A 17,311-nucleotide genomic window follows, 5' to 3' on the forward strand; every position below is an offset into this window, starting at 1 on the left:
AAAAAAGCGGCCTGCACGTATTGGCAGTCCATAAAATACAAAGCGACGGGGGTTGGGATTATATAAGTATCGATCAGCAGCACAACAATCTTTTTGTTTCTCATGGTAATCAGGTAAATATATTAAATAAGAACAGTGGCGATTCGGTGGGCGTGATCCATAATACACTTGGTGTACATGGAATTGCAATTGCAGGTCCGTTTGGGAAAGGGTACACCACCAATGGCAAAGCAGGTACTTGTACCGTTTTTGATTTGAACAACTTCACTGTGTCAGCGCAAATTAAAGTGGGACAGAACCCTGATGCCACTTTCTTTGATGATTATAGCAAAAAAGTAATCGTATTCAATGGCAGAAGTAGTGATGCCAGTATTATCGATCCACAAACGGATCAGGTTATCGTAACGATTCCGTTAGGGGGTAAACCCGAAGCGGGCGTGTCAGACGGGAAAGGAAAAGTGTATGTAAATATCGAAGATACCGGAGAAATTGTTTGTTTTGATATGGCCACTTATAAAGTTTTATCCAGGTATAAGCTAAAGGGTGGAGAAGAACCTTCTGGCTTGGCTATCGATCGTATAACATCAAGACTGTTTACGGTTTGTGCCAACAAAGTGATGCTTATTCTGGATGCCAAAACAGGCAAACAGATTGCCTCGTTACCGATTGGCGATAATTGTGACGGTGTAGTTTTCGATCCGGCTGCTAAATTAGCTTACAGCGCCAATGGAGAAGGCAATATAACAGTGGTAAAAGAGGTTTCAGCTAATAAGTTTATTGTACAGGAAACTGTAAAAACAGAAGTAGGAGCAAGAACCATCGCCATTGATTTGACTAGTCATCACCTTTTTCTGCCAACGGCAGCCTTCGAAAAAAGTACAGATGCCAACCAACGTCCACATCGTATTCCCGGAAGCTTTAAAATTATAGAAGTAGGTAAGTAGAGGTATTTTAGCTTCTATTTTGGATTGTCGAGATGCATATCGTGGCTTCTCGACATTTTTTGTTTAACCTTAATTAGAGGAATGTCTTAAGACGTTAAATCTTTATACTGAACAATCTAGCGTAAATGAAATCTTATTAATCTATAAATTTATTATGAACTTTGCCTTATTTTACAGGACATCTCTTGTAATCATTCCTTTGTCTGGTTTTTTCAAGCCAGATCCGATATTATTTAACAGATACGCAGAACAAAATTCATTTGGAAAGAAATGAGCAGGCATGGTATTGATAAAGGAAAAACAAACCATTAAACAGTAGGAGGATAGCATATTAGAATTTTACAAGCTAAACTATATAAAAACGGGGAAACGCAAATGTATCTCCCCTGGATTAAATCATCGAAACAGGTCTTCAATTGGCGTTGGCACCTGAATCAATTTACCACTTAACAAAAATGGCAGTCTGAGCCTGTCGAAGGCCTTATTTGTAGCCTCCAACTCCCCTCCTTATTTTGGAGGGGTTGGGGGCTACAATTAGTTTGTACATTTTTTATTTGAAAACGAACGTTCATACCGCTGTAGGTGCTGCAGCCCCGTTATTCACTCCAATCTTTTTATTGCAAATTTACCGCAACCAGCAGCAAGAATAGGGGGGATTACGCTTCTGCAATAAAAAGGATTTCCGTTGCTACCGGGTTTATTGGTGAATGGGGCTGTGGTTCTTGCCCAATAACCCACCTTGTTGAATAAATTATATGTAGCCAGAATATACTTATAATATACCATTTTGGCTGCGGATAAATAAATATCTACAGCCAAAATAATGCATTTAGTATGTGTTTTGGCTGTGGATAAATATGGTTTTTGCTTCAATAAATTTTCTCGATCCACTGTACTATATAATATAAATCGCGGGTGCGGTAATATAAATCGCGGGTGCAATAATATAAATCGCGGGCGCGGTAATATAAATCGCGGGTGCGGTAATATAAATCGCGGGTGCAATAATATAAATCGCGGGTGCGGTAATACAAATCGCGGGTGTAATAATATAAATTGCGGGTAGGATAATATAATAGTTGGGTCGATTTAATAAACTGGGGCATTTGTAGTGTGCAAAACGAATTGTGACAAATATCTAAAACAAAATGTGATAAATTAATAATTTCAAATGTTGATAAAACATGCGATGACAGGGTATTTAAGTTTCGAAGATCGACTCTAGTTGCAATTTGAAAAAAACAATCCTAATAAGTTTCCTGCTTTCTGTCATCTATATTTTATTACAGACTTTTTCACGATTTTAAAATTTAAAGGGAACTTGCTAGATTAGGCATAAATTAACGATCGATGAATACGCCCAAGCAAAGTCTTAAACAAAATCGGCCTGGTTATCTACCGAAACTATTTTAAAGGGATCAGCTGATGAGAAAATCAGTTTAGTTATTTCTTAACGAATAACAACCAGACTTATCATGGAAAACCACCAAAATTGGGGAAGAACCACTTTAGCCAAAATATGCACATGAACGCATCACTAATTGCAGCGGTATCTTTCGCCAGAAGGTAAAGCAGAAAGGCGGGCCCGTAGAGGATGCCAGAATTATATAAGAGACTTACAATTGGGATTGCAATACGTATACAAAAATTATATATTTATCGAATGCTATTATTGTAATTAATCATTCATTAACCTCTAATCATTTGAAAAAGTGCAAAACAAAAAATCTAAAACGCTACGGCAGTTGGGCATTTCATGCCTGATCCTGCTACTCTTTAATGGATCCTGTAAGAAAGATCAAAAAGCAGAACTCCAAAGCCTTAGTCTCAATGAGCTGAAAAGCTGGTATGCTAAAGAGATACAGGTCAATAAAGCCAGCATGTTTGCGGGCTATGCACCGAATTGGGAAAATAGCTTCACCAGTTCAGTAGATGGCTACACTGTTACCGAGGTGAGTTTCAGTAACCCGAACAAGGTTGCTATGATGACCCGAACAAATGCTGGTGGTGACGCTGAAAAAGACAGGGCTGCTGATGCAGCTCAAGTAAAACTCATTTTTTTTAACCAACCGGGCTCCGCTACCGTATATGCTGCCTATATGATGCTGCGTGGTGAAGGAAATCAGGATATTGCCAATGTTCACTACAAAGACTTTGGGCAATACAGCGGTGTGCTGAACTACTTTAATATCGATGGCTCGTTCCAGAACGGTTATACAATCAGTTCAGGAAAAATTGCGCAAACCTTGACCAGGTCGGTCTTAACGGCCGACCAACTATTGAGCCTTAAAGAACGTAAACCTTTCGTAGGGAACGGCCCTGGGGATCGGGTGATGCTTTATGATTCCAACACAAACTGCGATGTAACTGTTTACGATTACTACTACGAAACTTGTGTCTATATCGTGGGCTATCCAGAGCTGGGAACTGTTTGTTCCTACCAGTTTGCTTATTCCGTTCCGGTCATTACCTGTTATGGCAGTGGTGGTGGCGGTTCCGGCGGCGATGGTGGGTACAGCGGTGGAGGCAGCGGCGGCGGTTCAGGTGGCGGTAGCACACCTACCACACCAACTCCTGATCCTTACAACCTATGCGACAGGCTATCAAAAGTGAACGAAGTTGCGAGTAATACCTCATTTGCAGCCAAAAATACGGACGCGAGAATGGGTACATCTGCAACCGGATATGAATATGGATATGAGCAGAAACTTACATCAGTAGGAGGCAGTACGTATAAAGATATTTCAATACGGACTGATCAGAGTACTAACTCATTCAATTCCTATTTTAGCTGGAATTCAACAAGTGGATATACGATAGGCGATGTACATTCGCATCCACTGGGGTCTGCACCTTCACCAGCCGACGTTTTTGGAATGGTAAAAAACCTGAACAGTACCCAGCTTCAGAATGCAGGAACGAGTGATATCGATTTCTATAAAAGGAACGTTTCTATTACCGTGCTCACTGCTGGAGGGAATTATGTCGTTACCGTAAAGGACTGGAGTTTGCTTACTGCAGCTTACAATACTTACTTAAATGATATAAATGCTTACAATACGAACTACGCAACTTTAATGTCCCAACCAGGTGGAAGCGAAAAGGCTCTTCTGGGTTTATTAGGCAATGCAATAAACTTATATAAATCTAACAGTGATGGCACCAATACAAAGCCGTTGGTGTTAGGGTCAAATGGAGAAGTTAGCAATTTTAATTGCAATCCGGGATCAATAGAATAATTTTTTACCTTAAAAAAGACAAACATGAAAATAATACTAGTTGCAGCACTGATAAACTGCTGTGTCCTGTTTCAGCAGGATGAGCCATTAAGCAAAGTAGCCAATGTTGAGCTCCCTCAGAAGTCCTTGCGCATGAACAAGGCTAGCCTACCTGCAAAGGCGAAAGGTAGGTTTAAATCAACCCTTGCCATATCGAAATATGAACACGTTTATGAGGTGGATAATGTATTGTTGGCTTTTGCTGATTATAATGAGGCCAAGGATGACTTTAAGGGACTTGAAGACAGAAAGACCGAATGGCTCGGGGGAATGAGCGAGTTGGGGTTAAAAGCGAATGTTGACAAAGCTGAAATTATCAAGGTCAACAATACAAGGTTCCTGATTATGGGATTAAAGAACGGTGATGAATATTACTGTTCATTTATCTCTGATAAAAAAGGTTCCAGGGGCATATCCGGTAGTATTCAATATAAGGCCGAGGATAAGGACAAGGCAGAAAAAATATTGAGTGACTTCCTCAAACGCATCAGTTTTAAAGCGCCTTCCTTATCAAGAGATAATTAAGTTTCTAAAGAAACAAATCAGTTAAAATAGTAGCATAGATTGGCCCTGTAGAAAAATCTACCGGGCCTTTTCTGCTTGTAGGATTAACCCAGATTAGAAATCTTTAAATTAGGGATCTGGAGGAGAGTGGGTATTTCGGCGAAAATGGTTCTTCCTCACTTTTGGTGGTCAGTATTTTGTTTAATTTCACAACAGACCTCTTCTAATAACGCCTGAATCCTCTAATTGACGTTCATGACTATTAGTAATATGTTCTTCTTGGGTTAAAAAGGAATTGTCATCTAATCATTGTATGACAAATAACTGTGTTGGGTGCATTACAGCCGATATTTTTTATTAGATTCATTCAAATATTCAGCGACTAAAAACCACCAAAAGTGGGGAAGAACCACCATTAGTGAAATATGCAATCTAGGGTACCCTCAAATAAAAAGCGTGGCTTGTACATTTTGTTTCTATAAAGATAGTTGAATTAAGCTCTGTTTAAACTTAATTTGTCTGTCGAGATGTTTGCAATACTAAGACAGTCGATCTATAAATAAAAAATTGAAGCGAGGCAGGTATTTAATTATTTATTATAAGCCCAGGCATACTGGTGAAAGTCTAGCATCACTTCGGTTTTCCGACGTTGGTTGCAGTGACCTGGGCGCATATTTAACTTTTTTTCAAAATGCAACCAACGAAAAATCAAATTGCTTAAGCTTAGCTATCAAGCACTCCAACGGCCCTTAGATGTAAGTAAGGCTAAGTTTTCTTTTAAATTTTTAAAATGGATCGGCTGCGAACCATTGACAAAGCACGAAAACAAACATTACATCTTATTTGTGAACGAAAAACAGCATGTATTTTCCTGGTACAAAATCCAAGAGTTTGGAAAAGCTGGTAATTGTTTACAACAAATAACGGGTTTAGCACAGGCCTGTAATGCTTATGAAATAGTGCTTTTAAAGTATTGCAACAAAAAAGAGATTACTATAGATGCTGCTGATGAACTCTTTATAAACATTTGTTTTAATGCCTGTGAAAAAGTGAAGATTGATATTATAGATTATATAATCTGCAATCCAAAAACATATTTGAGTTATAGGAAAAAATGCCTTAATGATTAAAAATAAAAAGGTTGCTTCAAAATGTGAGGCAACCTTTATTATGTTTGTAAATTAATTCTTGTTAAAATGATTAATAGGAAGATATGGAAACAGAACTCTATTTCAAATATTATCAATTAAATTAGTTCATTAAAGTTTAGTCTTTTGGGCGATTATTGTTTCATTATCTACATAAATTTAGGCTCTTGGCGATTTGATGTTTTTACTTAGGCAGTAAATTAATAAAGATTATTTTTTAAAGGCTATATTTTGCATGAAATCACTCAAAATTCTATCCGCAGTTTTTTTGTCGGATTTCTTGAAAAGAATTTTAGCAATTATAGCTTTTTTATACTTAGGATCAGAAATTACTGTATAAAGATATTCATCATTAGAAAGCGTTTGCCAAACAAAATATTGTCTATTATTTATTTGTGTAATTTCTGACTTTACAATATCGTTTTTAAGATTTAATTCCCCCATCATTCCTTCCATTTCACCTTTTATCTGGATTAGGGTTTTTGTCTCTCCTTTTGGAAGGATATAATCATCATAGGCTAACACTACATTTTTTATTTTATAAATATTTTTTTTTGCATTAATATAGTTTTCACCTTTAAAATTCTTTTTAATGTAGGTTGATGCTTCTGATTTTACTAGTTTTTTTGCATTTTCTGGGATTTTAACTGTTATCGAATTATTTGGTAGATCTTGCGACTGTATCAGTGTTAGAAAATATACAACTGTGGATATTATAAGGCTTGTTTTCATGTTATGAGGTTTTTGAATTGAGTTTAATATTCTGGACATATTTTAAAAGCTGGTAAATCATCAGCCCCTCTTTCCCGTGGTTCATATTTTCCGGCACTATTTTCTTTGTAAAGATTGATGGCATTACCTAATTTTTTTAATAAGGCATTTTCTGTGCCCCCGCCCTCCGCCGCAAGCTTCGCGTAATCTCTATTATAAGCGTCCATGTTTGCAGTGTATTGTGCGTACGCTGTTTTTAATACTGTCCAGTCCTTTACAGTTGCAATATATTTTTCGGAACCGCTTACTACAGTAATCGAGACATTATTCTTATAAAAGTCGATTCCAGTATCTGAGCTTTCAACGGTAGTCAGATTTTTAATCATACCAAATATATCAGCTGGAGATGGTGCACTGCCGGTTGGATGCGAATGTGTATCACCGATTGTATATCCTGTGGTCGCATTCCATGTGAACTTCATAGTGAATTTATTTGTGCTGCCATCAGTTCTAACAGGAATATTCATATAAGAATTTGTTGAACCGAATGACTGGACTTTCTGTTCGTAACCATATTCGTCACCAGTTGCAAGCGTACTGTAAATTACTTCTTTGTTTTTATTTATTAGAACTGTGTCTTTCATCATATCCCTAATTTTCAGCTTCTGAATACATGGATCAACAACCCGTTCAAAGCCAACATCGCCATCGCAAAGCTGTTCAGTCGGTTCATACTGCTGTCCTGGTGGTTGGTAATTTAGTCCTTTAGAAGTTGCCAGTTGAAAAGCATTATATTGTGCAGTCTGAAAAGCATTTAATGCATCTTGTTGACTCTCATACCGCGAACTCACAACTTCATTAAAACTTGCTACGATTATATCATTAACCTCATATAAAACTTCTATAGGTAATCCTGATAAATAACCTTCCATATGTGGCACAATATAATAGCAGTTTACTTTAGGCGGGGCAGCTAAGATTATTTTGTCAGTTTTATGTAAGCTATTGATAGTTGCAATTTTATCTGCTCCCTTTAGTTCTTTTTTTCTGTCTACAGAAATCTTTACCATTTTAGGCAAAAGTTCTGCCTCTCTTCTGCAAGAACTTATTACTAGCAAAGTAAAACAAAAAATAAAACTGAGCCTGTTTAAAAAATAATTTTGGGATGGTGGAGGTAAATTTAGTCGTTTTTTCAATACTAAGTAAGCCATGTCTCTGGCTTTGATAGGCGTTAATTTTTTCATCGTTAATTTAAATTTTTAAAAGTGAGAGGAATGATGTGGCAAACATACAGCAATAGAACTGTTACTTAAAATGAAATTATTGAATTTTACTCGAAGCTATGTAAATGACGTGTATATAACGCGAGAACCACCTATAGTTTTAGTTTTTTTTACATGTACTTTGTTTTAGCACAAGATTTCAATTGACTTAATCTAAATGATGATTACGAATTTACTCAATAAAAAAGAGGTTGTATCATAAATATAGATTTGTCATCCTGAGCCTGTCGAAGGGCCTGTTAAATACGCTTTGAGGTGTTTCGACAGGCTCTCCGTAGGAGTCCTTTGGACAACATGACAGCATTTGAAGTGAAATCGTCTTTATGATACAATCTCTTAATCAAACAGTTATAGGGAACTGTTAAAAATATACTTACAATTTCATTCTTGTAAAAGTTAGGGCTAAAATATGTTTACGCTGAGGGTGGTCAATATTTAAAGATGCTTTAATATAACTTTTAACACCTAATACAGTATCGACCAAGCCGATTTGTTCTGTATGAAAGATATTAAATCGGTTCCTACGCGCATCATCAACAGGTGTCTTAGCAATAGCAACAGCTGTTATATTGCTCTCCATACTCGCTAGTAGGGTTTGGAAAGAGACTATACTGATATCCTCTTGAGTAGGTTCGTAAACTTTACTCGTGGCTAGCACATCAATGTATTGTTTAAGATTCTCCACTCTATTGTCGTACGATACCCGCGACTTAGACGGGCCAGCGGCACCATCAGCGGATGTGCTATTTTTCCCAATTCCTCTTAAACGATCAGCAAGTGTTTTAGCCGTTTGTAACTCGGCAGGGTTATCAATAGCTGCCTTTAAATAATTATAACTTCTGGTAATTAATGCATTTAAAGATTTGAAAATGAGTTCTTGTTCATCAACAGCTTTACTGTAAACGGGCAAAACCAAACTTAGGGCACGGGTAGCATCGTCTGCATTTTTCGATAAGATTTCTAAAGCCTCTACTGATAGTTTGGGCTTGGGTGGATTATAATCATCCCCAAGGGTTTTTAAACGGATAATTAAATCTTTTAAATTGGCTGCTTTTTTTGCATAGCCACTTTCTGAGTTCGCCATAAGCTTTTCTAATTTAGGTAGGTTTTTAGTTAATTGTAAGAGAATATTTAAACTTAAAATCATCCTCTACAAATGTAGTAGACAAAACTTTGCCTAAATTTCTCATTTGGGAATCTTAAAACAGAAAGCAAGAATGCCTACCATTAAATTTTCGATGGAAACCTTTTCAAATGGTTCGAAAACCCTGATTTAATCTCTAATGCTTAGGTGAAAAAATTACTTCTTTGCCATTATATGCGTGCGAATAAAACTGTAGACGTTTTTGCCATATTTCCCCATTTCGCGCTACCTATGTGGAATTACTTCCTCATATTTTTTATTATTTCTACATTATGGCCTTTAAAATGTAAAGCCTTTAAAATAGCGGTAAACGAAAAGTTTTAATACCATTTTGCCAGGCAATGGGCAATTGTGGCAAAGGCATTGCAGCACAGCTTAAATAAGCACGGTAAATAGATCATTTGCTTTGGGCTTAAATAATTGGTAACGCAAAAATTAGTCAATCGTTTGCGCTGATATTTATGTTGTAATGCTCATTTGCTTGTTCTACTTTTAAAGAAAAGAATACAAATCAACAAAACCGAAAAGAACCAGCACAAATGCGTATCCATTTGCTTACAAAAACACTTGTTTTAGGGCTATTAATAAGCTTATCTGTTAATAGTTGGGCCCAAAAAGAAAACACCTTTGCAATAGGTGCCGAATCTTTTGAGCTTAATGGCAAGCCATATGTAATACGCTGTGGCGAAATGCATTTTGCCCGTATACCAAAAGCCGAGTGGAAACAACGTTTGCAAATGGCCAAAGCAATGGGCTTAAACACGGTTTGTGCTTACTTATTTTGGAATATACACGAAAAACAGCCCGATCAGTTTACCTGGACAGGGCAGAGTGATGCTGCCGAATTTTGTAAACTGGCAAAAGAGGTTGGCTTATATGTAATATTAAGGCCAGGGCCATATTCTTGTGCCGAATGGGAGTTTGGCGGTTTCCCCTGGTGGCTGCTTAAAGATAAAAGCATCCGCTTGCGTACGCAACATCCATATTTCTTAGAAAGAGCCAAAAAGTACCTTTTAGCTGTAGGCAAACAGCTTGCCCCATTGCAGTTTAGCCGCGGTGGCAACATTATTATGGTGCAGGTAGAAAACGAGTACGGCAGTTATGGCAATGATAAAGATTATATGAACATCATTAAAGCCAATTTACAGGAAGCTGGCTTTACCGTTCCTTTATTTCATTGCGATGGGCCTTCGCAGTTAAAAAACGACCACCCTGAAGGTTTGTTCGCGGTGGTAAATTTTGGCAGCGGACCAGAAGCTAATTTTAAAGCCTTAAGGGCCATACAGCCTACAGGGCCGTTAATGTGCGGCGAATATTACCCGGGCTGGTTCGATAGCTGGGGCAGGCCGCACCACAAAGGTGATACCCAGCGCATTGTAGCCGAGTTAAAATACATGCTCGATCATAAAGCATCGTTTAGTATTTATATGGCACATGGCGGAACAAGTTTTGGTACTTACAGTGGCGCCAATGCACCGCCTTACCTGCCGCAAACCAGCAGTTACGATTACGATGCCCCGATTGATGAAGCCGGAAATACAACCGAAAAGTTTTATGCCATCCGTAAGTTATTTGCCAATTATCTGCAAGAAGGGGAGGTATTGCCAGATGTACCTGCAGCAAACAAGATCCAGCAATTACAAGCGGTTACGTTCTCCTCAATAGCTGTACTATCTAAAAACCTGCCTAAGCCTGTACTGGCCGATACCGCAATGCTGATGGAAGATTTAAACCAGGATTTTGGTTGTGTAGTATATGAAACCAATTTGGCAGCAGGCCAAAAATCGAACCTGGTGTTTAAAGACATTCACGATTATGCTTTGCTATACATTGATGGTAAAAAGATTGGCGAGCTGGATAGGAGAAAAAATAAATTCAGCATCGAAATTCCCGCCCGCCCGCGTAAAAGTGTATTAAGGGTTTTGGTAGAAGCCACAGGCAGGGTAAACTACGGCTACCAGATGCACGATCGGAAAGGAATCCATGGGGAAGTATACCTATCCGAAAATGGAAAACAAACTGTTTTAAAGGGCTGGAAAAATTACCCCATCAGGCTTGGTGAAGTAAATATTCCGCTTAGTTACGAAAAACTTGGCAATCAGCCTGCTGCAGCTACTTTTTACAAAGGAAGTTTTAATGCCGATAAATTAGAAGATACTTACCTCGATATGGGTAAATGGAATAAAGGCCTAGTCTGGTTAAATGGGATGTGCTTGGGTAGGTACTGGAATATCGGTCCGACGCAAACCATGCTTGTGCCGGGCAGCTGGTTAAAGAAAGGAAAAAATGAAGTGGTGGTATTCGACCTCTTCGGAACCGAAAAACCTGCATTAAGCTTTTTAGATAAACCCATTTTGGATGTGGTGAACGAAAAACAGCCCGAGCTGCACAAAAAAGATAACCAAAAATGGGTTTCGGATGCACAGCAAGCTTATGCCGAAGGCAGTTTTGCGAACGATAACAAATGGCAGCAGGTTAGTTTTAAACCTGTAACCGCGCGTTATTTTTGTTTAGAAGCACTATCCGAGCAAAAAGGACAGCCTTACACCACGGTTGCAGAAATTGTACTGCTTGATGATAAGGGGAACGAAATTCCGCGCAGCGACTGGAAAATAGTATATGCCGATAGTGAAGAACTGGGTGGAGATGACGGAAATGCCGCTAATGTTTTTGATTTGCAGTTTACCAGCATCTGGCACACCCAGTGGGAATCTAAATCGCCGAAACCGCCACACCAGATCGTAATAGACCTGGGTAAAAACTACATTATAAAGGGATTAAAGCTATTACCCAGACAAGATAATGCCAATGGAAGAATTAAAGATTACAGATTATATTTTAGCCAGACACTTTTTAAAAACCTTTAGTCCTGTTAAGGAGCTGTAAGTGAGTGTGGTTTGGTGCGAAAAAGTGCGAAAGAATGGCAAGTAAAACGTTTGTTCAGTATTAACCGGATCAATTAAAAAACTAAACAATAAATATTAAATAACACAAATGGAACGTAGAGATTTTATCAAAAATGGTGCATTTACGGCTGCTGGTTTAACCATCCTGCCAACCGGAAGTTTATTTGCATCATCAGACAGTGGAAAAGTAAGATTAGGTTATATCGGTGTGGGTGCACGTGGTATGAGCCATATTTCTGAAGGTGCCTTAAGAGATGATGTAGAAATTGTTGCAATTTGCGATACCCAGGAAAGTTCACTCAAAATCTGCCGTAATTATATTGCCAAAAAAGGTAGACCTGCAGCAACAGAGTACACTGGTGGCTTAGATGCTTATAAAAAACTTTTAGACCGTAAAGATATTGATGCCGTAATTATTGCAACACCATGGCAGTTTCACCGCGACCAGGCAGTTGATGCCATGAAAGCTGGTAAATATGTAGGTTGCGAGGTAATTGCAGGTTTAAGTGTTCAAGATCACTGGGATATTGTAAACACTTCAGAAAAAACAGGCATGCCTTACATGACTTTAGAAAACGTTTGTTACCGTAGAGATGTAATGGCGGCTTTAAACATGGTTAGACAAGGTGTTTTTGGCGAATTGGTGCACCTTGAAGGTGGTTACCAACATAATTTAAGAAACGTACTTTTTAACAACGGTAAAGATTATTATGGTGGTGGGGTAGAGTACGGGCCAAAAGCATTAAGCGAGGCACAATGGCGTACGCAGTTCAATATCGATCAGGATGGCGATTTATATCCAACCCATGGTGTTGGCCCTTTAATGCAATATGCTAACATTAACAGAGGAAACAGCTTTACCAGCCTGGTATCGTTCAGTTCTAAAGCAAGAGGTTTGGCCGCATACGTAGAAGAAGTTTCTCCTGGCCACCCTAACGCTAAAATTAACTATAAAAATGGTGATGTTACCACTACGATGATCAACTGTGCAAATGGCGAAACTGTATTGTTAAGTCACGATACCCACTTGCCTAGACCATATTCTATCGGTTTCAGGGTACAGGGAACAAAAGGCCTTTGGATGGATGTAAACAAATCAGTATACATCGATCATAAATCGAAGAAAGATGATGTATGGGATCCGGCTCAGGAATGGTTTGATAAATACGATCACCCACTTTGGAAAAAATATGAAGCAGAAGCTGTAGGCGCTGGTCACGGTGGTATGGACTGGTTTGTATTTAATGGATTTATCCAGGCGGTAAAACAGAAAAAACAAACCCCTATTGACGTTTATGATTCAGTTACAATGAGTGTAATTATGCCACTTTCTACCAAATCGTTAAAAGAAGGAAATATGCCACAAAAATTCCCAGATTTTACAAAAGGAAAATGGAAAGATCGAAAAAATACTTTCGCTTTAGACGATAGTGGTTTTTAGTCTCGTTTGCGGGTAATGCCATATGGCTTACCCGCATAATTTAATAAGCAACTTTATTCAGGTTGATCAAATGGTTTGCCTGGAACAATTTTTATTCAAATATATATTACCATCTTATGTTTCAAGCAGTATTAGGTGCTTATGGACTTAACGCAGAAAAATTTAAAATTGAAGCTTTCGGCTCGGGCTTAATTAACCATACCTGGAAAGTTTACGGTGAAAAATTAGCCTATATCTTGCAAGAGGTGAATACGGAAGTTTTTCGCCAACCTCAAAATATTGCTCAAAATATTGAGACAATAAAAAAATATCTTGATCAAACAGCCCCTAAATATTTATTTGTTGCCCCAATTACGGCCACAAATGGAGATGATTTCGTGGTTATTGACGATCATTTTTACAGGATTTTTCCATTTGTAGAAAATTCTTGCTCTATTGATTTTGTACATGATCCTGAGCAGGCTTATCACGCTGCTAAGCAGTTTGGTAAATTTACCAGGATGCTCTGTGCCTTCAACGTACAAAAATTAAAGCCCACTATAGAAGATTTTCATAACCTGCCTTTACGTGTAGAGCAGTTTAAAAAAGCTTTAGAACAAGCTAGTGATGAAAGGATTAGTGAGGCAAAGTTTGCTATAGAAGAGATTATCAGACATTACGATATAGAAGAGCAGTATGTACACATGGTAGATAGCGGTGCGCTTAATTTACGTGTTGTACACCACGATACCAAAATTAGCAATGTACTGTTACAGGCCGAAACTGGGGTAGGCTTATGTGTAATCGATTTAGATACCGTAATGCCGGGATACTTTATTAGCGATGTGGGCGATATGATGCGTACTTATCTCTCAGAAGCCAATGAAGAGGAAAAGGATTTTAGTAAAATAGGTATTAGAGAAGACGTTTTTGCCGCAATACATAAAGGTTATATGGAAGAAATGGACCAGGTTTTGGCCTTTACCGAAAAACAGTTCTTTATTTATTCGGGTAAATTTATGATTTACATGCAAGCGGTAAGGTTTATAGCAGATTTCTTAAACGGGGATATTTACTATAAAACAAGTTATGCTAAGCACAACTTGGTGAGGGGCTTAAATCAGATCGATTTATTGAATAAGTACATCGACAAAGAATCGAAATTTGAAGAGATTATTAAGAAAATTAATCAAAATAGAATAAATGACTCTAAAATAATATTAAACTAATAAGGTAAAGGCAAGGTGTTCAGTTTTTATGCTTCATCGTTAGGGCTGGACATCCTTTTTGCCTTTAATAAGTAGATATCAAAAAATCGTCGTTTTCCTTCAGAATTCCATAATCTGGACACATCTTTTTAAGAACAGTTTAAGCATTTTGCTAGCTTCATAACAAATAAAGCGCAAACGTTTGTTAATGTATTTTGGTATAGAAAATTATACTGCACATACCGAGAGGGTAGAAGCATGCCATTACGCTCTTTGTTCTTCTCCAAGTGTTTCAAAATAATTTTCTTCTTCTGCTTCAGAAATGCCTAATTTATTGATTTTAAATACCCAATACTTCATCAGCGGATAGTTAAAGCCATAAGAAACAATGCCATCAATTAAAAGCCTGCCAAGTTTATAATCCAGATTTAAACTTCGGTGCAATAAGTAGGTACCTGCTGATTTTAATGAAATACTCCCCAAAACCACAGTAAAAAACCGGATTAGCTGTCCGCTTGTAGAACTGCAATAACCATGGTTGTTTTTAAATGCCCAGAAACGGTTAATGCAAAAGTTAACAATCCCACCCATGGTGCCAGAAATCAAGATCGAAATGGTAAAATGAATATGCAACCATTCTGTTAGCAAAATCATTAAACCATAATCAGTAACGCCTCCAGAAAAAGCAGATACCTGTGCTTTGAGAAAAAGTTTAACAGAGGCCCAGGTCATTATAGCTTCTCCTCTTCATCTTTAACGTCGCCGGCTTTCAAAAGTTTAAACGTATCGATAATATTGATAACCAATAACAGCGATACCATAGCAATTGCGAAATAAGTAATGGCACCTGTAAATAGGGTTTCGGCAATTAAGATAAGCGAAATAATTACGCGTAATTCCGTCGGGCCTAAATAGCCAGAATCAATTTGGTAAAAGCCTGTAATTTTATAACGCAGTTGAGAAATAATCATAGACCAACCGTACAATACCACAAAAAGAAATGCGAAAATCTGTGTGCCACCATCAGCGTAATAATAATAGCCCAAACCGATCAGAATAATGCTGAGCCAATCCATCACAATATCGAGTGCAAAGCCATACCACTTGCGCGGGATTTTGCGAAAGTACGCCAATCGGCCATCGAGCGAATCGCCGAGCCAGTTGATCATAAAACCTAAAATTCCGATCAACAAATAGCTTTTTGCATAAAAAACAGCCAAAATAAAGCTTAAAAACACGATCAGCGATCCAAACATGCCAATCCCTGTCATCATATTGGGCGTGATCCACTTAGGAACCCTTTGAAGCAAAAAAAGGATCAGCCATTGTTCGCCTTTTCGTAAAATATTTGTCCTTTCACGGTCTGCAAATACCCTTTTGCCATCTAAATGGTCTTCTTTTAGTTTAATAATAGCCTCCAATTTAAGTGCCAGCCAAAATTACGCCAAAGAGAATGGCTGTTTCTGGTCGGTAAAATTTTAAACTGATCTTCTTTGGAATACCTTTAGAATAATTAGTTATTCGCTTTAGCTTCCCCGATCTGACCAGGTAAGTAAACCAATAGGGCAAATAACATAAATTTATTTTACAATTCCGGCGAAGCGCTGATAAAATACTGTTGGACTATTCTCATTTTTTGGCGCGTATTTACCTGCGATGATGGGTACGTAAATTACACTCCTCCTGCTTTCCTCGCCTTGAATGGCCGATTCTGCCACCCTGTGCCAGAGTCTTCCATCGTGGATGGTTAAATCTCCTGCTTCGGGTAATATCGATACTTCTTCAGCATCTGGTTTATTATCAAGGAAATATTTTTTGCGAAAAAGCATTTGGTAAATACTTTGTTTATGGGTGCCAGGGATAATTTTTAATCCGCCATTTTCAGGCTTTAAAGTACTCAGGTGAATGCCTACGTTCAGCATCGGGTTTAGTTTAGTGCCGTAGAAAATATCCCTTAAACCATCCGTATGCCAGCCCATTTTGCTGAATTTTCTTTCTGGTCCGTTAATGTAGTGGTTAAACACCATGCCGTCTTTCTCTTCAGTACCTAAACGTGCGCCATCGCCCGCCAATTGCAGTAAGGCATTAAAGCGTGGGTCTAATAACAGTCCGCTTAATGTTTGATGCTGTTGGTTAATAAAGGCAAACCGTTGCACAATTGCTGAGCCATCAAGATCTTTCCCGTATTTAATCGGCACGCCGTTTATTTTTTTAATATCTTCCTGTATCCATTTTTGTTCTACTTGTTTAGAAGCGTCGATAATGGAAGAAACTGTTTCGGGTTTGATGAAATTCTTGAAATGGATAAACCCATGTGTGTTAAAAAAATCAAGCTGCTCTTGTGTTAATTGTTCAGATAAGGTAAAGGTTGGATACGATGTGGCCATGTGTAAAAAATTAAAAGATTTAGGAAAAAGGATAAATTGGAGATAGCGTTATGCGCAGCAACAGCACATTCGCATTGTCGAGTGGTTCGGTACTGGAGGAAAATAAAACAGGTTTGTTTTATTCTATATAGTCTATGGAATTAGTAGTATTTAATACAAACGTAACATATTTTTAATATTCCAAAGAATTTTATTTGAAATATTTTAAAATATTTTTTCTGGAAAGAGCTGTTATTCGTGGTGTTAGATGTTACCATCTGACACTCAGCTTTATTTTTGGAAGTGCGGTAGGATAGAAATGTGCAAATAAAGACTACTGGAGGTGTTTTCGTGGTGTTGGATGTTACCATCCGACACTCATACATGTACCAAGATAAT

General features: G+C 38.0%; 14 protein-coding genes. 7 read left to right on the top strand and 7 right to left on the bottom strand.

Annotation, left to right across the window (positions count from 1 at the left end):
• On the top strand, positions 1 to 944 hold a 944-nt coding region (locus tag AW17_RS24445), incomplete at its 5' end, for a YncE family protein (RefSeq protein WP_029276285.1).
• Between the two features lie 869 nt (positions 945 to 1,813).
• Here the strand turns inward: AW17_RS24445 and AW17_RS10865 are convergent.
• On the bottom strand, positions 1,814 to 2,050 hold the full coding sequence (locus tag AW17_RS10865) for a hypothetical protein (protein WP_029276289.1): 237 nt from the start codon (positions 2,048 to 2,050) through the stop codon (positions 1,814 to 1,816).
• A gap of 606 nt (positions 2,051 to 2,656) precedes the next feature.
• On the opposite strand from AW17_RS10865, the gene AW17_RS24160 reads away from it, so the two are divergent.
• From AW17_RS24160 to AW17_RS24450, 3 genes are all read left to right on the top strand, one after another.
• Positions 2,657 to 4,183 carry a hypothetical protein gene (locus tag AW17_RS24160; RefSeq protein WP_029276291.1) on the top strand — a complete coding sequence of 509 codons (1,527 nt, stop codon included), beginning with the start codon at positions 2,657 to 2,659 and terminating at the stop codon, positions 4,181 to 4,183.
• A gap of 24 nt (positions 4,184 to 4,207) precedes the next feature.
• Positions 4,208 to 4,747, top strand: a complete 540-nt coding sequence (locus AW17_RS10875; protein ID WP_029276293.1) for a hypothetical protein — start codon at positions 4,208 to 4,210, stop codon at positions 4,745 to 4,747.
• A gap of 788 nt (positions 4,748 to 5,535) precedes the next feature.
• On the top strand, positions 5,536 to 5,856 hold the full coding sequence (locus AW17_RS24450) for a JAB domain-containing protein (RefSeq protein ID WP_280739971.1): 321 nt from the start codon (positions 5,536 to 5,538) through the stop codon (positions 5,854 to 5,856).
• Between the two features lie 228 nt (positions 5,857 to 6,084).
• Here the strand turns inward: AW17_RS24450 and AW17_RS10885 are convergent, their stop codons facing one another.
• From AW17_RS10885 to AW17_RS10895, 3 genes are all read right to left on the bottom strand, one after another.
• Positions 6,085 to 6,606, bottom strand: a complete 522-nt coding sequence (locus AW17_RS10885) for a hypothetical protein (protein WP_157280264.1) — start codon at positions 6,604 to 6,606, stop codon at positions 6,085 to 6,087.
• Between the two features lie 23 nt (positions 6,607 to 6,629).
• A complete protein-coding gene (locus AW17_RS10890) occupies positions 6,630 to 7,829 on the bottom strand; it encodes a hypothetical protein (protein ID WP_029276299.1) in 1,200 nt (399 codons plus the stop codon).
• A gap of 412 nt (positions 7,830 to 8,241) precedes the next feature.
• On the bottom strand, positions 8,242 to 8,952 hold the full coding sequence (locus tag AW17_RS10895; RefSeq protein ID WP_157280265.1) for a hypothetical protein: 711 nt from the start codon (positions 8,950 to 8,952) through the stop codon (positions 8,242 to 8,244).
• Between the two features lie 599 nt (positions 8,953 to 9,551).
• On the opposite strand from AW17_RS10895, the gene AW17_RS10900 reads away from it, so the two are divergent.
• The 3 genes from AW17_RS10900 to AW17_RS10910 all read left to right on the top strand — a co-directional run bounded on the left by AW17_RS10900 (position 9,552) and on the right by AW17_RS10910 (position 14,567).
• A complete protein-coding gene (locus AW17_RS10900) occupies positions 9,552 to 11,879 on the top strand; it encodes a beta-galactosidase (protein ID WP_029276303.1) in 2,328 nt (775 codons plus the stop codon).
• A 127-nt stretch (positions 11,880 to 12,006) separates the two neighbouring features.
• A complete protein-coding gene (locus AW17_RS10905) occupies positions 12,007 to 13,359 on the top strand; it encodes a Gfo/Idh/MocA family protein (RefSeq protein ID WP_029276305.1) in 1,353 nt (450 codons plus the stop codon).
• Positions 13,360 to 13,475: 116 nt separating this feature from the next.
• A complete protein-coding gene (locus AW17_RS10910) occupies positions 13,476 to 14,567 on the top strand; it encodes a phosphotransferase enzyme family protein (RefSeq protein ID WP_029276308.1) in 1,092 nt (363 codons plus the stop codon).
• Positions 14,568 to 14,810: 243 nt separating this feature from the next.
• Here the strand turns inward: AW17_RS10910 and AW17_RS10915 are convergent, their stop codons facing one another.
• From AW17_RS10915 to AW17_RS10925, 3 genes are all read right to left on the bottom strand, one after another.
• A complete protein-coding gene (locus AW17_RS10915; RefSeq protein ID WP_051691762.1) occupies positions 14,811 to 15,278 on the bottom strand; it encodes a GtrA family protein in 468 nt (155 codons plus the stop codon).
• Entirely contained in the window at positions 15,278 to 15,967 is a 690-nt protein-coding gene (locus AW17_RS10920; protein WP_245235044.1) for a CDP-alcohol phosphatidyltransferase family protein, read from the bottom strand. Before AW17_RS10920 ends, AW17_RS10915 begins: the two co-directional genes overlap by 1 nt.
• Positions 15,968 to 16,126: 159 nt before the next feature.
• The gene (locus tag AW17_RS10925; protein WP_029276314.1) at positions 16,127 to 16,933 is read right to left on the bottom strand and encodes a phytanoyl-CoA dioxygenase family protein; all 807 of its coding nucleotides are present in this window, start codon (positions 16,931 to 16,933) and stop codon (positions 16,127 to 16,129) included.
• Between the last annotated feature and the right edge of the window lie 378 nt (positions 16,934 to 17,311).

Origin of the sequence: Pedobacter borealis DSM 19626 (assembly GCF_000708285.2) — a bacterium.
GTDB lineage: Bacteria > Bacteroidota > Bacteroidia > Sphingobacteriales > Sphingobacteriaceae > Pedobacter > Pedobacter borealis.

Bases quoted from the DNA above. Each gene is read 5' to 3' on its own strand.
- AW17_RS10865 (WP_029276289.1), bottom strand. From the start codon at position 2,050: ATGCCCCAGTTTATTAAATCGACCCAACTATTATATTATCCTACCCGC.
- AW17_RS10875 (WP_029276293.1), top strand. From the start codon at position 4,208: ATGAAAATAATACTAGTTGCAGCACTGATAAACTGCTGTGTCCTGTTT.
- AW17_RS10885 (WP_157280264.1), bottom strand. From the start codon at position 6,606: ATGAAAACAAGCCTTATAATATCCACAGTTGTATATTTTCTAACACTG.
- AW17_RS10890 (WP_029276299.1), bottom strand. From the start codon at position 7,829: ATGAAAAAATTAACGCCTATCAAAGCCAGAGACATGGCTTACTTAGTA.
- AW17_RS10895 (WP_157280265.1), bottom strand. From the start codon at position 8,952: ATGGCGAACTCAGAAAGTGGCTATGCAAAAAAAGCAGCCAATTTAAAA.
- AW17_RS10900 (WP_029276303.1), top strand. From the start codon at position 9,552: ATGCGTATCCATTTGCTTACAAAAACACTTGTTTTAGGGCTATTAATA.
- AW17_RS10905 (WP_029276305.1), top strand. From the start codon at position 12,007: ATGGAACGTAGAGATTTTATCAAAAATGGTGCATTTACGGCTGCTGGT.
- AW17_RS10910 (WP_029276308.1), top strand. From the start codon at position 13,476: ATGTTTCAAGCAGTATTAGGTGCTTATGGACTTAACGCAGAAAAATTT.
- AW17_RS10915 (WP_051691762.1), bottom strand. From the start codon at position 15,278: ATGACCTGGGCCTCTGTTAAACTTTTTCTCAAAGCACAGGTATCTGCT.
- AW17_RS10925 (WP_029276314.1), bottom strand. From the start codon at position 16,933: ATGGCCACATCGTATCCAACCTTTACCTTATCTGAACAATTAACACAA.